The sequence below is a fragment of the Massilia paldalensis genome (assembly GCF_044901715.1).
Lineage (GTDB): Bacteria > Pseudomonadota > Gammaproteobacteria > Burkholderiales > Burkholderiaceae_D > Telluria > Telluria paldalensis.
The window spans coordinates 322,758-343,681 of record NZ_JBJCIU010000005.1 but is presented as its reverse complement, the minus strand read 5'-3'; the positions used below and the strand labels follow the sequence as shown (position 1 = coordinate 343,681).

The 20,924-nt window shown below is 68.6% G+C and carries 14 protein-coding genes; 9 read left to right on the top strand and 5 right to left on the bottom strand.

From position 1 onward, the window contains the following. Positions 1 to 6: 6 nt before the first annotated feature. Positions 7 to 2,436 (bottom strand): membrane-bound PQQ-dependent dehydrogenase, glucose/quinate/shikimate family, encoded by a 2,430-nt coding sequence (locus ACI1V7_RS24210; RefSeq protein WP_404534524.1) that lies wholly within the window; start codon positions 2,434 to 2,436, stop codon positions 7 to 9. 694 nt (positions 2,437 to 3,130) lie between these two features. On the opposite strand from ACI1V7_RS24210, the gene ACI1V7_RS24205 reads away from it, so the two are divergent. The 5 genes from ACI1V7_RS24205 to ACI1V7_RS24185 all read left to right on the top strand — a co-directional run bounded on the left by ACI1V7_RS24205 (position 3,131) and on the right by ACI1V7_RS24185 (position 10,342). Beyond that, positions 3,131 to 3,811, top strand: a complete 681-nt coding sequence (locus tag ACI1V7_RS24205) for a helix-turn-helix domain-containing protein (RefSeq protein ID WP_404534523.1) — start codon at positions 3,131 to 3,133, stop codon at positions 3,809 to 3,811. Positions 3,812 to 4,017: 206 nt separating this feature from the next. Beyond that, entirely contained in the window at positions 4,018 to 6,021 is a 2,004-nt protein-coding gene (locus tag ACI1V7_RS24200) for a TonB-dependent receptor plug domain-containing protein (RefSeq protein WP_404534522.1), read from the top strand. Between the two features lie 10 nt (positions 6,022 to 6,031). Continuing rightward, positions 6,032 to 6,532: a YfiR family protein gene (locus ACI1V7_RS24195; protein WP_404534521.1), complete on the top strand. Its 501-nt coding sequence runs from the start codon at positions 6,032 to 6,034 to the stop codon at positions 6,530 to 6,532. Next, a complete protein-coding gene (locus ACI1V7_RS24190) occupies positions 6,529 to 8,448 on the top strand; it encodes a putative bifunctional diguanylate cyclase/phosphodiesterase (protein WP_404534520.1) in 1,920 nt (639 codons plus the stop codon). Before ACI1V7_RS24195 ends, ACI1V7_RS24190 begins: the two co-directional genes overlap by 4 nt. A 178-nt stretch (positions 8,449 to 8,626) precedes the next feature. Continuing rightward, on the top strand, positions 8,627 to 10,342 hold the full coding sequence (locus ACI1V7_RS24185; RefSeq protein ID WP_404534519.1) for a methyl-accepting chemotaxis protein: 1,716 nt from the start codon (positions 8,627 to 8,629) through the stop codon (positions 10,340 to 10,342). Positions 10,343 to 10,385: 43 nt separating this feature from the next. Here ACI1V7_RS24185 and ACI1V7_RS24180 read toward each other — a convergent pair whose 3' ends face one another. The 3 genes from ACI1V7_RS24180 to ACI1V7_RS24170 all read right to left on the bottom strand — a co-directional run bounded on the left by ACI1V7_RS24180 (position 10,386) and on the right by ACI1V7_RS24170 (position 14,674). Further along, positions 10,386 to 11,546: a sensor histidine kinase gene (locus ACI1V7_RS24180; RefSeq protein ID WP_404534518.1), complete on the bottom strand. Its 1,161-nt coding sequence runs from the start codon at positions 11,544 to 11,546 to the stop codon at positions 10,386 to 10,388. Positions 11,547 to 11,756: 210 nt separating this feature from the next. Beyond that, complete coding sequence (locus tag ACI1V7_RS24175) at positions 11,757 to 13,868, bottom strand: PAS domain-containing hybrid sensor histidine kinase/response regulator (RefSeq protein WP_404534517.1); 2,112 nt, start codon at positions 13,866 to 13,868, stop codon at positions 11,757 to 11,759. Positions 13,869 to 14,038: 170 nt separating this feature from the next. Then, a complete protein-coding gene (locus tag ACI1V7_RS24170; RefSeq protein WP_404534516.1) occupies positions 14,039 to 14,674 on the bottom strand; it encodes a TetR/AcrR family transcriptional regulator in 636 nt (211 codons plus the stop codon). A gap of 147 nt (positions 14,675 to 14,821) precedes the next feature. On the opposite strand from ACI1V7_RS24170, the gene ACI1V7_RS24165 reads away from it, so the two are divergent. Together ACI1V7_RS24165 and ACI1V7_RS24160 are read left to right on the top strand one after the other, a co-directional pair. Then, the gene (locus tag ACI1V7_RS24165) at positions 14,822 to 17,260 is read left to right on the top strand and encodes a membrane-bound PQQ-dependent dehydrogenase, glucose/quinate/shikimate family (protein WP_404534514.1); all 2,439 of its coding nucleotides are present in this window, start codon (positions 14,822 to 14,824) and stop codon (positions 17,258 to 17,260) included. Positions 17,261 to 17,422: 162 nt separating this feature from the next. After that, a complete protein-coding gene (locus ACI1V7_RS24160; protein WP_404534513.1) occupies positions 17,423 to 18,742 on the top strand; it encodes a carbohydrate porin in 1,320 nt (439 codons plus the stop codon). A 21-nt stretch (positions 18,743 to 18,763) separates the two neighbouring features. Here ACI1V7_RS24160 and ACI1V7_RS24155 read toward each other — a convergent pair whose 3' ends face one another. Continuing rightward, positions 18,764 to 19,552, bottom strand: coding sequence for an IclR family transcriptional regulator domain-containing protein (locus ACI1V7_RS24155; RefSeq protein WP_404534511.1), 789 nt, complete (start codon positions 19,550 to 19,552; stop codon positions 18,764 to 18,766). A 124-nt stretch (positions 19,553 to 19,676) separates the two neighbouring features. On the opposite strand from ACI1V7_RS24155, the gene pcaD reads away from it, so the two are divergent. Both pcaD and ACI1V7_RS24145 read left to right on the top strand, forming a co-directional pair. Further along, the gene (gene pcaD, locus ACI1V7_RS24150) at positions 19,677 to 20,522 is read left to right on the top strand and encodes a 3-oxoadipate enol-lactonase (RefSeq protein WP_404534509.1); all 846 of its coding nucleotides are present in this window, start codon (positions 19,677 to 19,679) and stop codon (positions 20,520 to 20,522) included. Further along, entirely contained in the window at positions 20,509 to 20,898 is a 390-nt protein-coding gene (locus tag ACI1V7_RS24145) for a DUF6841 family protein (RefSeq protein ID WP_404534507.1), read from the top strand. The genes pcaD and ACI1V7_RS24145 overlap by 14 nt, the downstream gene beginning before the upstream one ends. Positions 20,899 to 20,924: the final 26 nt, after the last annotated feature.

Sequence of the window (20,924 nt, the reverse complement as noted above, 5' to 3'; positions counted from 1 at the left end):
TTCGGATCAGCGGTTCAGCGCGTAGGCGATGACGTAGTCGCCGCGGTCCGGCGATTGGCGTGCGCCGCCGGCCGAGATCAGCACGTACTGCTTGCCCGTCTTCGGCGACACATAGCTCATCGGCCCGCCCTGGCTGCCCACCGGCAGGCGCGCTTTCCATACTTCCTTGCCGGTCGCGCTGTCGTAGGCGCGCAGGTAATAGTCCTGGGTGCCGGCGATGAAGACGAGGCCGCCCTGCGTCGCCAGCGTGCCGCCCAGCGTCGGCATCCCGACCGGCATCGGCATGCGCATCTTGACGCCGAACGGTCCCGTGTCCTGCACCGTGCCCACCGGGACCTGCCACAGCACTTTCTGCGTCGTCAGGTCGACGGCCGACAGCGTGCCGAACGGCGGCTTCTGGCAGGGGATGCCCAGCGGCGACATGAAGCGGTTCTTGTTGACGGCGTACGGCGTGCCTTTCAGCGGGACCGCGCCCATGCCCGTATTCACGGCCTCGCCGCCGTTGCTGGCCGGCGCCGCGTCGGTCTTCTGGGGGATCATCTGCACCCACAGGCCCAGGCGCATGTCGTTGACGAAGGCGACGTGGTGGTTCGGGTCGAACGACAGGCCGCCCCAGTTCATGCCGCCCAGCGAGCCGGGGAAGCTGAGCGACACGTCCGTGTCCGGCACCGTGAACAGGCCGTCGTAGCGCATCGACTTAAAGCTGATGCGGCACATCAGCTGGTCGAACGGCGTGGCGCCCCACATGTCCGATTCCGTCAGCGTGTCGGCACCGATCTGCGGCATGCCCACGGAGAACGGCTGGGTCTTCGAATACTGCTCGCGCGCGATCTTGCCCGTCTTGACGGCGCGTTCCTCGACGCGGGTGAGCGGCTGGCCCGTCCGGCGGTCGAGCACGAACAGCTGGCCGGACTTGGTGCCGAACATGACGGCGGGGGTGGTCGTGCCGTCCTTGGCGGGGAAGTCGATCAGGCTCGGCTGCATCGGCACGTCGAAGTCCCACAAGTCGTTGTGGACCGTCTGGTACACCCATTTTTCCTTGCCCGTGCTCGCGTCGAGCGCCAGCACGGAGGTGGCGTAGCGGTGGTCGAGGGGCGTGCGGTTGCCGCCCCACAGGTCGACCGAGGAACTGCCCATCGGGATGAACACGGTGTTCATCGCCGCATCGTAGGTCATCGAAGCCCAGGAATTCGGCGTGCTGCGGGCATAGGTCTGGCCCGGCTGCAGGCGCGCGTTGGGGTTGTCGCGGCCCGGGTCGAACGCCCAGCGCATCTCGCCCGTGACGACGTCGAAGCCGCGCAGGACGCCGCCCGGCATGTCGGTCTGGACGTTGTCCGCCACGCGGCCGCCCACGACGACGGTGGTGCCGGCCACGGTGGGCGCGGACGTCAGCTGGTAGGTCGGGTCGGCGGCCGCGCCCAGGCCGGCCTTCAGGTCGACGAAGCCGCCCTGGCCGAAGCCTTCGCACAGGGCGCCCGTGTCGGCATCGATGGCGACCAGGCGCGCGTCGATGGTGTTCATCAGCAGGCGCCGCTGGCAATTGGCGCCGGCCGGGATCGCGGCCGGCTTGACGGGCGAGGCGCCCGGGGCCGTGGGTTGCGCGATCGGCAGCGCCGCATCGAAGTAGGCGAGGCCGCGGCAGCGGTTCCAGACCTCGGCGCGCGCGTTGATGTCGCGCTCCCAGATCTTCTTGCCGCTGTCGGCGTCGACGGAGATCACGTTGTTATGCGGCGTGCACAGATAGATGCGGTCGCCGATCTGCAGCGGCGTTTCCTGGTCTTCCGCGCCATTGCCCGTGGGGCTGATCGGGGTGTCGCCCGTATGGAGGGTCCACGCGACCTTCAGGTCCTTGACGTTGTCGCGCGTGATCTGGTCGAGCGCGGCGAAGCGGGTGCCGGCCGGCGTGTTGCCGTAGCTGCTCCAGTCCTTCTGTTCCTTGCCCCGGGCGACCGGCACCAGCGCCGACGGCGTGCCCCGGAACGGGACGGTCGGATGCGGCTGGAACATCTGGACGAAGGTGGCGCCCATGCCGACGGCCAGTGCGGCGGCCAGCACGTAGGCCCCCTTCGAGGCCGGCGTTCCGGCAGCCTTGCGCAGCGCGGGCCAGGCCAGGAGCGCCAGCACCATCAGGCCCGCCGGCAGCATCAGGCGCGACACGAGCGGCCAGAAATCGAGGCCGACGTCCGCCAGCGCCCACAGCACGGTGCCGGCGAAGGCGGCGCCGTACACGATGACGGCGGACGCCTTGCGGCGCATGAACTGGATGGCGGCTGCCACGATGACGGCGCCCGCGATCAGGAAGTAGGGGCTTCCGTGCAATACGACCAGCCTGGCGCCGGCGACGAAGAAGAACAGCCCCGTGGCAAGCAATACGAGTCCGAGCAATAGGCACCCTGCCTTCAGCGCGGCCGAAGGGTGGGTTTCAGTGTTAGTCATTTGAAGATCTCTCCGAGAACGAGTCCTGCATCGAAGCGGTGGAGGGCACGGCCGGGCATTCGTCGGCCGTGCGTCAGGAGGCAACGGTTGTCAGTCGCGCCAACGGAGGACGCCCCGTTCTGTGCCGTCCTACAGGCAGCACCGCATTTCTTGGGTCAGTTGTACAAAAAACTGTCGCGGACGGTATTATAACTAACTAGTTGGTTAATTGCTTGGGCATGTGCATCGGCCGGCCGGATACGGCACTCGCCTCGCCGTCGGACCGTCCACCCGTCTGCGCGGCTCCCCCACCATCGCATGCGGATTCAACGGCGCGACATGGCTTGCTCCGGACGCATACACTGACAAATATGTAATCCGGGTGAGCGCAACTTGTCAGCTTGCCCATGGCATCATCCGCTGTTGGTCGGGCCGCGCATCGCCGCCCGCATTGTTCATATCGCCGGCCTCGCATCACGAGACGGCGCTACGTCTCCGATCCTGGCTACCCGCCCACGGATCGCCTCCAGCCGTCCTCCCGCCGATCCGCGGTACCGTCTGACAGTCCTTCGGGGCCGACGACGCAGTACTCGGCAACGCAACGTGAGAATTCGATAGATTTCTCTCTGGAATGTATTTACAATCGTGTGACAACGTTAAATCACGATGCTGTGGCGCCGTCACAGTCGATGCGCCTGCAGAAAGCAAACAGAGAATGATGTCAAAAACCGGTAGCGAGATCGATGTGGCGTCCGCTACGAGTGACGCGGAACTGCCCGACACGTGCACGACCAAGGAGGCCGCAGCGGCCCTCGGCGTATCGCACCGGACGGTCCAGCTCTGGGTCGAGGCGGGAAAACTGAAGGCATGGAAAACGGCGGGCGGCCATCGCCGCATCGCGCGCGCGTCCCTGCAAGCCATGCTCGTGGAACGGCATGGCGGCGAGCCGCAAGCTGCCGCGCCAGCCACGCCAGCCACGCCAGCAACGGCAGCCGCGCGGGCGCCGTTGCGCATATCGGCGGCCTCGCATCGGCCGCGGGTGGTGGTTGCCGAAGGAGACAGGACGCTGCTCGACCTGTGCACGCTCCAGATCAGGCTGTGCAGTGCCAGGGCGGACGTGGTCGCGACGTCGAACGGGATCGAAGCCTTGCTGCGGATGGGCGAGCGGGTCCCCGACCTGCTGATCTCTTCCTTGAACCTGCCGGGCCTGGACAGTTCCCGGATGATCCGGACGCTGCGCGAGACGTCGCCGTATTCGGGGATGCGGATCGTCGTGCTCAGCGAGCTCGACCAGCACACGGTGGCGTCGATGGGACTGCCGGACGACATCCCCGTATTGCAGAAGCCGATCGCCTTGCCGCAGCTGGAACGTGTCGTGAAGATGATGTTGTCTTGACGTTGGCGTCGTCATATAGCAACAAAAACTCACGAAAAATCACATTCTCGTTGGTAATATTTCTCTAGGTAAATATAATTTGTCTTGTGGTCAGCATTCGCCTGCCACCACGCTTGCCGCGCTCCGCACCCCCGATCGCTTTCGTCTTCGCCCCGTAACTCCTGCCCCCTTGGGTGGCAGCGGTTCGTCATGTCCTACGCTGAATCATGCCCGAGAACTTCACGCTTTCGCCGCTCGTCCTGGCGGTGCTCGCCTTGGCTGCCACGTGCGCCAGCGCGGGCGAAGACGATACGCGCCCCGCTGCGCTGGCCGACCTGCCGCTCGAACAGCTGATGCAGGTGCAGACCGTCACGTCGGCGTCGCGCTTCGAGCAATCGCTGCGCGACGCGCCGTCGGCCGTCTCCGTGCTGACGGCGCAGGACATCCGCGAGTACGGCTGGCGCACGCTGGCGGACGCGCTCGCGTCGCTGCCCGGCCTGTACGTGTCGAGCGACCGCAACTATACCTATCTCGGCGCGCGCGGTTTCCTGCGCCCGGGCGACTACGATAGCCGTTTCCTTCTGCTGATCGACGGCGTGCGCGCCAACGACAACGTGTATGACCAGGCCGCGCTCGGCAACGATGCGATGCTCGACATCGACCTGGTCGAGCGCATCGAGTACGTGCCGGGGCCCGGCGCGGCCGTGTACGGCTCGAACGCGCTGTTCGGCGTGATCAACGTGATCACCAAGTCGGGCAGCGCGCTGGCCGGCGTGCAGGCCGCGCAGTCGTTCGGCAGCCAGGGCGAGCGCCGTTCGCGCGTCAGCTACGGCTGGCATGCCCAGGACGGCAGCGACGCCGTGCTGTCGGCCAGCAGCTACCGGCGCCGCGGCGGCGACCTGTATTTTCCGGAGTTCGACGGCGACGGCGGCAACGGCATCGCGCATGGCCTGGACTGGGAACGCGCGACCAACCTGTACGCCAAGCTGCATCGCGGCGGCCTGACCTTCGGCGCCGGCTACGTCGACCGCAGCAAGGGCGTGGCCACGGCGTCCTTCGGCGCCGTGTTCGACGCGCCCGACGCCACCCGCGACAGCAGGGCGTTCGCCAACCTCGACTACCAGAAGGCGCTCGCGCCCGCGCTGGACGTGGCGGCCAGCCTGTACTGGGGGCGTTCCGACTACCTGGCCCACGGCCTGTACCCGGGCGAAACGGGCGCCCCGCACATCAACGTCGACGGCGATCATGGCAGCTGGTACGGCATGCATGCCCATGCCGCGTATGCCGGCCTGGCCGGCCACCGCATCGTCGTGGGCGTCGAGTGGAACCGCAACCGCCGGCGCGACCAGTTCAACTACGACATCGACCCGTATGCCAGCCTGCTGGACGACCGCCGTGGCGGCACGCGCAGGAGCGTCTTCGTCGAGGACGAATGGCGGCTGGACGGCGCGACCATCGTCAACGCCGGCCTGCGCCACGACCGCGACAGCGAGGCGGGCAACCGCACCAGCCCCCGCATCGCGCTGATCCGCACCGTGACGGCGAAGGATACGGTCAAGCTCATCTACGGCACGGCGTTCCGCGCGCCGAATGCCTACGAGCGCTACTACGCGATCCCGGTGCCGGGCGGGCAGGCGCCCAACCCGGGCCTGCTGTCGGAAGACATCCATACGCGCGAGCTGGTCTGGGAGCACAACCCGCACGCCCATGCCAAGCTGTCGGCGGTGCTGTTCAGCTACCGGATGCACGACCTGATCACGCAGCTGGAGGATCCGGAGACGGGCCTGCTGCAATTCACCAACACCGAACGCGCCCGTGCGCATGGCGTCGAACTGGCGGGCGAGAACACCGATGCCCGCGGCGTGCGCACACGAGTGAGCTACAGCTGGCAGCGCACGGCGGACACCCTGGGGCGCGGCCTCGTGAATTCGCCGCGCCAGCTGCTCAAGGCCGGCGCCAGCGTCCCCTTGGCGCTGCTGAACGCGCGCCTGGCCGGCGAATGGCAGTGCGCGACGCAGCGCCTGACCGAGCATGCGCGCGTGGGCGGCTACTGCATCGCCAACCTCGTGCTGAGTTCGACCGGCAGCCGCGCGCACGGATGGAACTGGTCGCTCGCGGTCTACAACGCCGCCGGCCACCACCATGCCGATCCGGCGGGACCGGCCTTCGTGCAGGAAGCCATCGCGCGCGACGGGCGTTCCGTCGTCGGCAAGCTGGAATACGGGTTCTGAGGTGGCGGCCGTGATTGTTTCCGCGACCGCCGCGCTGCTGGCGCTGGGCATGGCGTGCGCCACGCCGGCCGCGCTGGCCCAGAGCCAGGACGAGCAGCTCAAGGCCGCCTATATCGCGAACATCGCGCTGTTCACGATCTGGCCGCTGCCTGCCGCGCCGAGCGGGGCGCTCGCCGTGTGCGCCAGCCCGGCGCACGGCCTGTGGGACAGCCTGCGCCAGCTGGACGGGCGCAGCGTCAACGGGCGCCGCTGGGCCACCGTCGACGCGAAGGGCGCGAAGGCATGCGACATCGCCGTCATGTCCGGCGCACAGGCGCCGCGCAATCCGCCGGCGGACCCCGGCGCCACCCTGTTCGTGGTGGACGGCGCCGTTCCCGGCGGCTATGCGGGCGCGGTCGCCCTCGTCGAGGAATCCCAGCACGTCCGCTTCGACGTCGACACCCACGAGGCGGCGCGTGCCGGCATCCGCTTCAGCTCGCGCCTGCTGCGGCTCGCGCGCAACGTCCGATGAGCGCCGCATCCATACCCTCGCGCAACCCGGGACGGCGGCGCGGCGACCGCTCGACGATCCGGGCCACGGCCAGCACCGGCCAGGTGGTGGCCGTCGTCGTCGCCATGCTCGTCGCGGGCATCGTCGTCCTCGTCTACCAGTACGTGCTGCTGCGCCAGGCCCAGCTCGACGAGGCGCGCGTGCAGGCCGGCATCATCGCCGACAACGTGACGGCGCCGCTGATGTTCGGCGACCGCGACGCCGCGGCCGAGATGCTGCGGCCGCTGCGCTACGCAAGCGACCTGGTCTCGGCCACGGTCGACGACGCGGAAGGCCGCCGCTTCGTCGGCTTCGCGCCGCAGCGCAGCCGGGAGCCCGGCGCGCTGGCGGCCCTGCTGCCCGGCACGGCCGATGCCGTGCGCGTGAGCGCGCCCGTCGAGTACCGCGGGCGGCGCATCGGCAAGGTGGACCTCGTGGTCAGTACCGCCGGCGTGCGCGCCGCCATGCTGCACTACATGGCCTTCCTGGCGCTGACCGTCGCCGGCGCCGTCGCGCTCGTCATCCCGATCCTGCGCCGCACCCGCACGCGCGTGGCCCAGGCCGAGCGCGAACTGGACGCGCTGGCCCATACGGACACGGTCACCGGCCTGGCGAACCGCCGTGCCACCTACCTGCGCCTGGAGCAGGAAATGGCGCTGCCGCACGGCGTGTTCGCGCTGCTGCTGATCGACCTCGACAACTTCAAGACGGTGAACGACACGGCCGGCCACGCCGCCGGCGACGAGCTGCTGCGCAGCGTGGCGAAGTCCATCGGCGACGTGGTCGGCGACGCCGGCCTGGTGGGCCGCATCGGCGGCGACGAGTTCGCCGTCATCGTGACGCCGGTCGCCCAGCGCCAGGCCGCGCTCGACGTGGCGCACGGCATCGTGCGCGCGCTGTCCGTGCCCATCGTGCTCGAGCACGGCGAGGTGCTCGCCACCGCCAGCATCGGCATGTGCATGTATCCGGACGACGCGGCGAGCGCGACGGAGCTGGTCAGCAGCGCGGACACGGCGCTCTACCGCGCCAAGCACGGCGGACGCAACCAGGTCGTCGACTTCCGCCCGGAGATGACGCTGGCGGCCCAGCGGCGCGCCTGCATCGAGCGCGAACTGCGCAAGGCGATCGCCTCCGGCGCGCTGGACGTGCACTACCAGCCGCAGTTCGAGAGCGGCGGCCGGCGCATCGTCGGCGTCGAGGCGCTGGTGCGCTGGCACCACCCCGAGCTCGGCGCCGTCCCGCCGGCGGAGTTCATCCCCGTCGCCGAGGAGACCGGCATGATCGTCGCACTGGGCAACTGGGTGTTGCGGCGCGCCTGCCGCGACGCGGCCGGATGGCGCCGCGCCGGCCTGCCCGCGCCGAGCGTGGCCGTCAACGTGTCGGCCCGGCAGATGCGCGAGCCGGCGTTCGTCGCCGACGTGCTGCAGGCGCTGGCCGACAGCGGCCTGCCGGCGGCGCAGCTCGAACTGGAACTGACCGAAAGCATGCTGATGGAGCGGGTGGAAACGGCCATCGCCTTCATGCAGCAGATGCGGGCCGCCGGCATCCGCCTCTCGATCGACGATTTCGGCACCGGCTACTCGTCGCTGGCCTACCTGCAGGCGTTCCCGATCAACCAGCTCAAGATCGACCGCAGCTTCGTGCGCCTGCTGCCGCACGGCGGCGAGGCGACCGCCCGCGCCATCATCGCGCTGGCGCGGGGCTTCGGCCTGACGGTGCTGGCCGAGGGCGTCGAGGACCGCGCCCAGCTCGACTGGCTGCACGGCGCCGGCTGCGAGTACGTGCAGGGCTTCCTGCTCGGGCGCCCGATGCCGGCCGGCGCGTTGGCCAGCCTGCTGGCCGCGCAGATGGACGGCCCGCAAGCGGCGCCGGCCTGCGCCGGAGCCGAAGACCGCTGACCACCGGGCACTCCCGGGCGGCGTGGCGGCGGACACCGTGCCGCCGCCGGCTGTCGCGCAAATGTCACGGCGGCGGTCAAGATGTGTCACATTTCTCCTGGATCATGTATATTTTCCGCCTGGTAATTCTTGGGCTGAGAACGTCAGCGCTACTTGATCAACTATCACTTCGCATACCATGAGACTGTCCGACCTTCGCATCCGCGTCCGCCTGTACCTGGCCTTCGGTGCCGTCGTCGCCTTGCTCGTCCTGCTGGTCAGCCTGGCATACGCCAATTTCTCCAGGCTCGGCCGCGCCAGCGACATGAATGTCCATACCTACCAGGTGCTCGCCGCCGTCGACGATGCGCTGATGAGCCTGGTGAACATCGAAACGGGCGAGCGCGGTTTCGCGCTGACCGGCAAGGAGGCCTCGCTCGAACCGTACAACAGCGGCAAGACGGCGTTCGCCGCCCACCTCGAGGCGGCGCGGCGCCTGACCGCGGACAATCCGCGCCAGCAGCAACGCCTGCAGCAACTGGCCGACGCCCAGCGCGCCTGGCTCGACAGCGCCATCGACCCGACCATCGCCCTGCGCCGCGCGACCGCGGATGCGGAGATGGCGCCGGTGGTGGCCGCCGAGCAGGCGGGCAAGGGCAAGTCGGGCATGGATGCGATGCGCAAGCTGGTCGCCGACATCAAGGCCGAGGAATCGGCGCTGATGGACGAACGTACCGCGGCCGTGGCCTCGCTGGGCAGGACCATGACGTGGACGCTCGTCGGCGGCGGCATCGTCGCCGCGCTGCTGGCGTCCATGCTGGCGCTCTGGCTCGCCCGTAACATCACGGGACCGCTGGCGTATGCCGTGCGCGTCGCCCAGCGCGTGGCGCGGGGCGACCTGACCATGCAGGTCGAGCTGCGCTCGAAGGACGAGACGGGCCAATTGCTGGGCGCATTGAAGGACATGAATGCCGCGCTGCTGGACATCGTGACCCGTGTGCGTGCGGGCACCGAGACGATCGCGACCGCATCGGGCGAGATCAATTCGGGCAACCAGGACCTCTCGTCGCGCACGGAACAGCAGGCCAGCTCGCTCGAAGAGACGGCATCCTCGATGGAGGAGCTGACGTCGACGGTCAAGCAGAACGCCGACAACGCGCGCCAGGCCAGCGATCTCGCCGCCGGCGCCTCCGGCACCGCCGAGCGGGGCGGCGCCGTGGTCGCCCAGGTCGTGGAGACGATGGGCGCAATCAACGCATCGTCGCAGAAGATCGCCGACATCATCGGCGTCATCGACGGCATCGCGTTCCAGACCAATATCCTGGCGCTGAATGCGGCCGTGGAAGCCGCCCGCGCCGGTGAGCAGGGCCGCGGCTTCGCCGTCGTCGCCGGCGAAGTGCGCTCGCTGGCGCAGCGCTCGGCCGCCGCGGCCAAGGAGATCAAGGAACTCATCGGCGATTCGGTGGAACAGGTCGAGGCGGGCGCGCGGCTCGTCGACCAGGCCGGCAGCACGATGCAGGAAGTGGTCGGCAGCGTGCGGCGCGTGACGGACCTGATCAGCGACATCGCCGCGGCCAGCGACGAACAGCGTACCGGCATCGAGCAGGTCAACCAGGCGATCGCGCAAATGGACCAGGTGACGCAGCAGAACGCGGCGCTGGTCGAGGAGGCGGCCGCCGCGGCCGACGCGATGCAGGAACAGGCCCGCGAACTCGCGGGGCTGGTCGGCACCTTCCAGACCGGCCAGGAAAGCGCGCCACCGGCCGTCCATCCCGCGTCCGCAACGGCGGTCGCGCGCAAGCCGGTGGCGGTCGCCGCCGTGCGGACGCCACGGCGCGTCGCCGCCGTCCGTCCCGGCCAGGCATCGGCCCGGCGCGAGCCGGTCGCGGCCGGCGACGGATGGGAGACCTTCTGACGGGCAGCCTGCCCGGATAAGCGACGGCCGGCAGGCCGCGCCGTCAGGCGGACTGTCCGGCCGCCGCGGGCCGGGGCGCCCCGTCCACGAACGGCCGGCTGTCCACCGGCACGTCGATGAGGAAGGTGGTGCCGGTGTCCGGCCCGCTGTCCACCGACACGCTGCCGCCATGGCTGTCGGCCACGGCCTTCACGAAGGGCAGGCCGACGCCCCAGCCGTCGCCGGCCGCCACGCCGCCTTCGCGGTGCAGGTAGTCGAAGATGCGGTCGTGGCGGTCTTCCGGGATCGGATTGCCGTCGTTGTGCACGCTCAGCATGAGCCTGCCCCGGGTGGCGTGGGCGGCGATCCTGATCGTGCCGCCGTTGCCGTACTTGATCGCATTGTTGACCAGGTTCTCGACGGACCGGCGCAGCGCGTCGCGGCACCAGAACCCGACGACCGAATCGCTGTCCGCCTCGAAGCGGATGTGCCGTCCGGCGCCCTGGCCATACTGTTCGCACAGCTCGCCGACGAGGTCGCGCACGTCGAAGCGCGTCAGCCTGAGCGGCATCTTCGCGGCGCCCTGGAAGGTGAGGGCGTCGAGCAGGTCGCTCATCATGGTCTTGAGCCGCGCGGAATTCTCTTCGATCCTGGAGGCCGTCCTGCGTGCCACGTCCAGGTCCGGCGCGAGCGAAATCACCTGGGCGCCGTAGTCGATGACGGCCAGCGGGGTGCGCATGTCGTGTGACAGCGCCGCCGCCACCTTGCGCCGCAGGTCGTCGTGGATGCGCGTGAACGTGCGGATTGCTTCGCGCGTCGCGGCGTTGATGGAGCGGTCGATGATGGTCCAATGCGCTTCGTCCAGCGCGATGCGTCCCTTCGTCTCGGTGGCGATCGCCTCGCGCAGGATCTGGTACTCGTGGATCACCTGGTCCGGGCCGAACGGCGTCATGCGCGCGCGCTCGTCGCCATGCGCGGACGGGGACGTCGTTCCGCTGGCGCCGTGGCGGCGCGGGTGGTCCGGGCTCAGGGCTTCCGCGATATTGTCGAGGAAGGCCGGCAGCGTGTTGGTCAGCACGGGGGCCAGCAAATCGCCGGCGCCTTCCACGCGCGCGCGCACCTCGCGCTCCCAGCGGTCCATGACCGCGTCGCGGAGCGCAATGAACTGCAGTGCGACGGGGGAAAGCCCGCGCCCGTCGGGATGTTGGTCTGTTGCCAGGATCATGCCACACTCGAAAAAGGGGACGGCCGGCGTTGCGGCCCTCGACTCGCGCCATTCGCCCCGCGCGGCGCACATGTTCGCCGCGATGCGGGCGAACGGACGAGCAAAATTATATCGCTACTGTGTTCGCATCGAACGCCGCGCGGCGGCCGCGAACGGGATCTTGAACAACGCTGTGGCGCCGCTGCCACGGCGCCGGCCGGCCGCCGTCCATCAGCCGATGCGCCACGCCTTGAGCGTCGACAGCACGGTCAGCAGTTCGGCCGGTTCCACCGGCTTGGCAACGTGCATCTGGAAGCCGCTCGTCAGGGCCCGCATGCGGTCCTGCACGCGCGCATAGGCCGTCAGGGCCACCGCCGGGGTGGGCGCAAGGCCCAGCCTTGCCTCGCGCTGGCGGATCTCGGCGATGAACGCATAGCCGTCCATGCCCGGCATGCCGATGTCGCTGACGATCATGTCGGGCCGGATGCCGTCCCACAGCAGCAGCGCATCCTCGGCGTTGCCGGCCGTCTCGACCACCGCATGGGCGCTGCCCAGCACGGAACTCAGCATGCCGCGCGCATCCTCGTCGTCCTCGACCAGCAGCACGACGAGGCCCGACAGGCCGAACTGCTCGGTGTCCTGCGGCAGCGAGTAGTGGCCGGCCGCCTCGCGCTGCGGCGGCAGGGTGGCGCCATAGGCAAGCGGGGCGACGGGCAGGTTCACGGTGAACGAGGCGCCCTTGCCGATGCCGTCGCTGTGGGCGCTGACGGTACCCCCGTGCAGTTCCACGAGCTTCTTCACGATGGCCAGCCCGAGTCCCAGGCCGCCGTGCTTGCGGCTCGACGAGGAGTCGACCTGCGTGAAGCTGTCGAACACGCGCGGCAGGTAGTCCGGCGGGATGCCGGCGCCGTTGTCGGTGACGACGATCTGCACGTTCGAGTGGTGGCGCTGCAGCGCAAGGTGCACGCGGCCTCCCTTGGGCGTGAACTTGACGGCGTTGGCCACCAGGTTCCAGACGATCTGCTGCAGCCGTTCGGGGTCGCCCGAGATCGGCCCGGCCCGCGGATCGACCACGACCTGCAGGTCGACCGACTTGGCCAGCGCCGCCGGCCGCATCGCTTCGACCGCGCCCTCCACGGCGACGTGGGGCGAGAACAGCTGCACGTTCAGCCGCAACTTGCCGCTGACGATGCGCGAGATGTCGAGCAGGTCCTCGACGATCTGGGCCTGGGCCCGGGCGTTGCGCTCGATGGTGGCGACGGCACGTTCGACCATCGGCGGCTTAAGCTTCCCGGACGTCAGCATCTGGGCCCAGCCGAGGATCGACGTCAGCGGCGTGCGCAGTTCGTGCGAGACGGTCGCCAGGAACTGGTCCTTCGCCTCGTTGGCCTGCGCGGCTTCCTCGTACAGGCGCTGCTTTTCCACCGCGTCCTGTTCGGCGCGGCGCTGCGCGTACAGCGCCTCGCGGTACAGCGTCGCCTTGTTCATGCCGATCGCCGCCTGCGCCGCCAGGGTTTCCACCAGCGTTTCGTGCTCCTCCCGGAACACGCCCGGCTTCTCGTGGCCGAAGAACAGCCCGCCGATCACCTCGCCGTTGCCCAGCCTGACCGGCACCGCCAGGTAGGAACAGACGGGCAGGTGGCCGGACGGCATGCCATGGTAGGGCGCCGAATGGCCGTAGCGCGGATCGCGGCGGATGTCGTCGCTGCGGATCGTACCGGCGCCGTCGAACGTGGGACCGAACAGGCGCGTGTTGCGGGGCAGGGGGAACTGCGAGAAGGCTTCCTTGGGCACGCCGGCGATCGTGTACAGCGTGTACGATTCGCCCGCTTCGTTGCGCACGTTGTAGAAGAACGCGCCGAACTGCGCCCCCGTCAGGCGGGTGGCCGTATCGGTGACGCCCTGGACGATCTTCTCGTGGTCGAGTTCCTGCAGGATCAGGAGGCCGATCTCGTGCATGGCCTCGCGGATGCTGTCCTGTTCGCGCTGCGGCCTGGCGTCCATCACTTCGATGACGGTGCCGACCACCCGGTCGTTGCGGCGGATCGGGCTGGCGGTGAACGTGACGGGATACAGCGTGCCGTCCTTGTGGACGAACACCTCTTCGCCGCGCTCCTGCATATTGGCCGGCGCGGCCCGGTCGATCGGGCATTCCTCCAGCGGGTAGTGGCTGCCGTCGGGGCGCGTATGGTGCACGAAGTCGTGCAGCGGCGCCCCCTGCACCTGGGCCAGCGTGTAGCCCGTCAGCCGCTCCGCCGCCGGGTTCATGTAGACGCAATGCTGGCGGTCGTCCATGATGAACAGGGGCGCCGTCGCGTTAGTGCAGAGATCTTGCAGATCCAACAATCTTTCCTGGGACAAGGTACACCACGCAAATGACGAAAGTGCCGGATTTTACCTGTTCCCGACCTCGTCCGCACACGGCCGTGTGCAACCGTGGCGGCGGCGAAACGTAGCGCCCATGCGGCCTGCAGGGCGCAGGCCGGCATTTCCGGACCACGCATGGATCCCCGTCAGGCCGGGGCCTGCCGGAACACGAACTGCAGGATCGCGTCGATCCGGCGTTCCGTCTGTTCCGGCGTGATCTGTGCATCGAGGCCCAGCGCCAGGTTGCGCTGGCGTTCGGCCGCCGCCATGATCAATGCCAGGTCGGCCAGCAGCGCCGGATCGCCGGCGGCGACGTAGCGCTTGTCCTGCATGCGCCCGATCCAGGCGGCCAGGTGCTGCTTGCCCTGTTCCTCGCGTGCGCGGTAGTAGGCGGCGCCGATGGCCGGATAGCGGCTGCGCTCGCGGATCGCCATGACATAGATGCCGACGGCCTGCGGGCCGCTGGCGAACGCCACCCACTCCCTCAGGAAACACGCCAGTACATCCCGCGCATCCGCGACATTCGCGACCGGCGTCTCGAGGCGCGTCGTGGCCACCTGGATGCCGCGCCGGATGAGATGGGTGATCAATTCCTCCTTGCTCGCGACGACCGTGTACACGGTCCGTTTCGAGATCCTGGCGCGCTGCGCCAGTTCGCTCACGCTGAAGTCGGCGTCGGCCGCCTGTTCCTGGAGGATGTCATTGGCGGCCTGGATCAGGCGGTCGAGTAGTTCTTTCGGGCAATTAGTGACCGGTCGCCCGGCCTTGGGTTGTTCCGTCATGTCGATGCTCAGCCTTTCGAGGCGTATTTATTGTTAAAATTGATTTGGAAACCGTGCGGTTTACAAATCCGTCTCCCGTGGATATCATAAATGTCAACTAATTCATGAAGGATCCATGTGTCGAACTCTACTAGCTCAAGGCGACTGTTGACAGTCACTGGAGCGATTTTCATCCTTCTCGGCCTCGTATTGACGGGCGGAGGAGCCTACCTCGCGAGCCTCGGCGGCTCGCTCTACTACCTCGTGGCCGGCATCGGCCTCATCGCCACTGGCGTGCTGGTGTTCAGGGGGCGCCGCGCGGCGCTCGCCCTGCTTTCCGCGATCCTCGTCCTGACCGTCGTCTGGTCCGTGATCGAAGTTAAATTTGATTGGTGGCAACTGTTGCCGCGCCTCGACATCTGGTTCGCCGCCGCCGTCTGGCTGCTGCTGCCCTTCGTCGACCGCCGCCTGGGCAAGGAAGAGGGCGGCGCCGACATGGGCCGCAAGGCGCTGTTCGGCGCGGTGGCCGTGACGGCCCTCGTCGGCGTGGTCGCGCTGTTCCAGGACTACCACGACATGCATGGCGACGTGCCGGAAGCGAACATGGCCGCGACGGGCGAACCCGACGCCGCCGGCGTCGCCCCCAACGACTGGGCCGCCTACGGCCGTTCCGGCCATGGCGACCGCTATGCGCCGGCCGCGCAGATCACCCCGGCCAACGTGGGGCAGCTGAAACAGGCGTGGAGCTTCCACACGGGCGACTTCAAGGGCGCCGGTGACCCGACCGAAATCGCCAACGAAGTCACGCCGATCAAGGTGAACGGCATGCTCTACATGTGCACGCCGCACAATGTCGTCATTGCGCTGGACCCCGATACGGGCAAGGAAATCTGGCGCCACGATCCGAAGATCAACCGCGACGCCAAGCGCTACCAGCACATGATCTGCCGCGGCGTGTCCTACTGGGACGCGAATGCGCCGTCGCTGGCGGCCGAGTCGAACGCCAAGCCGGGCACGGTGTCGGCCGACGCATCCGCCATGGAATGCCCGCGCCGCATCTTCGCACCGACCATGGACGGCACCCTCATCGCCGTCAACGCCGATACGGGCGCCACGTGCAAGTCGTTCGGCGAGAACGGCGTCGTCGACCTGTACAAGGGCCACCCCGTCAAGAAGCGCGGCATGCTGATGCCGACCTCGCCGCCGACCGTGTCGCAACACATGCTGGTGATGGCGGCCAGCGTCACTGACAACGATTCGACGGACGAACCGTCCGGCGTGATCCGCGGCTACGACCCCGTCACGGGCAAGCTGGTGTGGAACTGGGATCCGGCCCGTCCGGACGAGACCAATCCGCTCACGGAAGGCCAGACCTATGTGCGCAACTCGCCCAATTCCTGGGGCGTGTCGAGCGTCGACGAAAAGCTGGGCATGGTCTATATCCCGATGGGCAACGAGACGCCCGACACCTGGGGCGGCAAGCGCAACAAGAACGGCGAACGCTTCAACAGCGCCATCGTGGCGCTCGACGTGGCGACGGGCAAGCTGCGCTGGGTCTACCAGACCGTGCACCACGACATCTGGGACATGGACATCGGCGGCCAGCCGACCCTGGTCGACATCGATACGCCGCGCGGCAAGGTGCCGTCCGTCGTCGCCACCACCAAGACCGGCAACATCTTCGTGATCGACCGCCGCGACGGCTCGCTGGTGGTGCCGGCGCCGGAAAAACCCGTGCCGACCGACCACGTCGCCGCCGGCGACAAGCTGTCGCCGACCCAGCCGTTCTCGGCCCTGAGCTTCCTGCCGGATCGTCCCATCCAGGAGACCGACATGTGGGGCACCACGCCGTTCGACCAGATGGCGTGCCGCATCATCTTCAAGAACCACCGCTACCAGGGGCCGTTCACGCCGCAAACGGTGGGCGAAGAGGGCAAGGGCGCCATCATTTCCCCGGGCCCGCTCGGCATCTTCGAATGGGGCGGCGCCACCGTCGACCCGGTCCGCCAGCTGCTGATCGTCAACCCGGACTACATGGGCTTCCTGGAACGCCTGGTGCCGCGCGCCAAGGCCGACGCCGCCGGCGGCTCCGGCACCGAAATGGGCCTGCAGCCGCAGACGGGCATCCCGTTCGCGGTCGAGATCAGCCCCTTCCTGTCGCCGCTGGGCTTCCCCTGCCAGGCGCCGCCCTGGGGCTACGTGGCGGCGGTCGACCTCAAGACCATGAAGAAGGTCTGGATGCACAAGAACGGCACCACGCGCGACAGCGCGCCGGTTCCGATCGCGCTGCCGCTGGGCGTGCCCAGCCTGGCGGGCATGATGACCACCGGCGGCGGCGTGGCCTTCCTCAGCGGTACGCTGGACTACTACCTGCGCGGCTACGACGTCCGCAACGGCAAGGAGATCTGGAAGGCCCGCCTGCCGGCCGGTGGCCAGGCCACCCCGATGAGCTATGTGTCCGACAAGACCGGCAAGCAATACGTCGTGGTCATGGCGGGCGGCCACGGCTCGCTCGGCACCAGGATGGGCGACGAAATGGTGGCCTTCGCGCTGCCGGACGGCGCCGCACCTGCCGCCAGGACGGCCAGGTCGCACCAGGCGCAGTAAGCGCGGCAGGCGTCCGGCGCGACGGACCGGCTCCGCGCGCAGTGCCGGGCAGGCCGCACGGGCCTGCCCGGCAACCGGATGCCCCCGAGCCGATCGAATAACCCAGGATCATCGCGGCCGCGCCGCTGCGCGCGGGCCGCTGAATCATCGACAGAAAAAATTATGAATATCATTCCAAGCAAGACCGTGATCGCCGCGGCGATCGCTAGCGCCGCCTTCGGCATGCTGGCCACGCAGGCCGCCTCCGCCACCGACCTGGACACCAGCCCCTACCTGTTGGGCGACTGGAACGGCCAGCGCACCCGGCTGGCCGAACAGGGCGTCAAGTTCGACCTTGGCTACGTGTCCGAAATCGCCAGCAATACCACGGGCGGCGCCGACCACAAGACGCGCAACAGCGACCAGTGGCGGCTGGGAACGACGCTCGACCTGGACAAGTTGCTGGGCTGGACCGGCGGCACCTTCTACGTCGACATCACCGACCGCAACGGCCATAGCCTGGACGCCGACGCGGGCCTGGGAACGTTCCAGCAGACGCAGGAAGTCTTCGGCCGCGGCCAGACCTGGCGCCTGACCAATTTCTACCTGCAGCAATCGCTGCTGGACGACCGGCTGCGGCTGAAGTTCGGCCGCATGACCATCGGCACCGACTTCGCCAATTTCACCTGCGACTTCCAGAACCTGACCTTCTGCGGCGCGCAGCCCGGCAACATCGTCGGCAGCTACTGGGCCAACTGGCCCGTCAGCGTGTGGGCCGCCGTCGCCAGGCTGAACACCTCGGCCACTACCTACCTGCAGGTGGGCGCGTACCAGGTCGATCCGACCTATCTGAATGACGAAGACACCCGGCACCGCGGGCTGTACCCGAACAATCCGCATGGCACGACCGGCGCCCTGATACCCGTCGAGTTCGGCTGGCTGCCGAGCGTGAACGGCCTGCCCGGCAGCTACAAGGTCGGCGCGTGGTACAACACGTCCGACAGCGCGGACCTGATGCTGGACCAGAACCGCCGGCCGCTCGGCAGCAGCGACGCGGTCGCGCTGCGGCGCGACGGCGCCTACGGCGGCTACGTCAGCATCCAGCAGCAGGTGACGGGCAGTGCCGGCGGCAAGGGCATGACCCTGTTCCTGAACGCCTCGCAGGCCGACAAGTTCACGGCCGCCACGGACAGCCAGGTGGCCGTCGGCATGCAGTACAAGGGCCTGTTCGACCGTCCGCGCGACATGGTCGGCGTGGCCGTCGGCGCTACCCACGGCAACGGCCGCTACGCCAACCACCAGCGCTTCGTCAACGGCCTGCATCCGAATGCGGCGACGGTCGTCAACGACGGCTACGAATACGCCACCGAGGTGTACTACGCCTGGTCGCCGATCCCGTCGCTGAGCATCCGTCCGAACATCCAGTTCGTCAAGCATCCGGGCGGCACGTCCGCGAATCCGGACGTCGTGGTGCTCGGCCTGAAGAGCCTGGTGACGTTCTGACGCGCCGCCGCGCGCGGCCAGCTAGGCGATGCCGCGCGCGGCGAGGGTGGCGTTGATTTCCTGGGCGGCCTGGCGCAGCAGCGGCAGGTTGTGGTTCAACATGTGCTCGCGCGAATTCGCCTGCACGTGGCCGGCGACGTTCATCGCGGCGACGGTGCGCCCGTGGCGGTCGATCAAGGGCACGGCGATCGCCGTCAAGCCGAGGTCCAGCTCGCCGGACGTGTACGCATAGCCGTTCGCCCGTACTTCCTCGATCGTGTCCGCCAGCCGCGCATGGTCGGTGCGCGTGGCGTGGGTCAGCTCGGCCTGCGCGCAGCGCGCCAGGGCGGGGCCCAGCCGGGCGTCGTCCAGGCCGGCCAGCAGCACGCGTCCCGTCGCCGTCGCCCAGGCCGGCAGGCGGGCGCCGATGGCCAGGTTGACCGAAATGATCTTCTTGGTCGACGCACGCGCCGTGTACACCACCTCCACGTCGTCCAGCACGCAGACGGAGCAGGACTCGTTGGTCTTTTCCGCCAGGTCGAGGACATAGTGCTCGACGATTTCCGAAAACGACAGGCCGGACAGGAAGGCGTAGCCGAGCTGCATCACCTTCGGGCTGAGGCAGTAGCCGCGCACGTCCGTGCGCACGTAGCCGAGGTGCAGCAGGGTGCCGAGCAGGCGGCGCGCCGATGCCCGGCTGATGCCCACCGTTTCCGCCACTTCCGCCAGGGAACGCACAGGGTGGGTGGCGTCGAAGGCGCGGATGACGGCCAGGCCGCGCGCGAACGCGTCCACGTACAGTTCCGGATCCGGCTGGTTTTCTTCCTTCATGATCGTCGACCCTCCTTAGATTGACCTTCCCTAGGTTGACCTTCCTTATAGTGGCGCATAGAATGAAAACGTAAAACGAACACACGTTCGCCTAGCGAACAAAGATTATCAGAGGTGCCATGCCATGGTCAATCCCTACTTTTCCATGCTGCGTCAACACAGCGAATACGCGGGCGTAAGCCATGCCGTGGCCGGCGACCCCGGGGCACCCGTGCTCGTGCTTGCCAACTCGCTCGGCACCAACCGCCGCCTGTGGAGCGAACAATTGTGCGACTGGGCGGGCGACCACCGCATCATCTGTTTCGATTATCCCGGCCACGGCAGCCCGGTCTGGCGCGAGACGCCCTCGATCCGGGCCATCGCCGCGCGGCTCGCGCAACTGCTCGACCACCTGGACGTGCAGCGCTATGCATTCTGCGGCCTGTCGATGGGCGGCGCCGTGGGCATGGAGCTGGCGGGGCTGCATGGCGACCGCATGCAGCGGCTGGTGCTGAGCAATACCGCGGCCAGCTTCGGCGACCCCGCGTTCTGGACGGCGCGCGGCCAGACGGCCGTGGATGCCGGCGTGGCGGCGCTGGCGGACGCCACGCTGGCGCGCTGGTTCACGCCCGGCTTCGCCGCCGACCACCCGTCCGTCGTCGCGTTCTACCGCGCGATGCTGTGCGCGACCGAGCCGTCCGGCTACCGCTGGTGCTGCAACGCGGTCCGCGACTTCGATTTCCGCGACCGCCTGGCGACCCTCCGCCAGCCGACCCTCGTGATCGGCGGCGCCCACGATGGGGCCACGCCGCCGGCGCAGAGCCGGGAGCTCGCCGCCGCCATCGCGGGCGCCGACTACATCGAACTCGATGCCGCCCACCTCGGCAACGCCGGCGCCGCGCCCGCGTTCACGGCCGCGGTGCGCGCCTTCCTCGCCGGCGCGCCGCAACCATCTACCTCAGCAGGGAGCCACGACCTTGGACAGCAATGACGACATCCGCGCAGCATGCATCGACGTACTCGACCGGTTCATGGAGGCGCTCAACCGCTACGATGCGGCCGGCATGGACGCGACCATGCATTTCCCCCACCTGCGCCTGGCTGACGGCAAGTTTACCGTGTACGAGGCCCCGGGCTGCAATCCGATGGACCTGTTCGACCGGCTCAGGAAAGAGGACGACTGGAAGTACAGCCGCTGGGGCCGGCGCGAACTGGTGCAGTACCATGGCGACAAGGTGCACGTGGCCCTCAGCTATACCCGCTACCGGGAGGACGATTCCGTGATCGGCGTCTACGACTCCTTGTACATCATCACGCGTGTCGGGGGGCGCTGGGGCATCCAGGCCCGCTCCAGTTTCGGGCCCTGATCCGGACGGCGCTCCATCCCACGCCC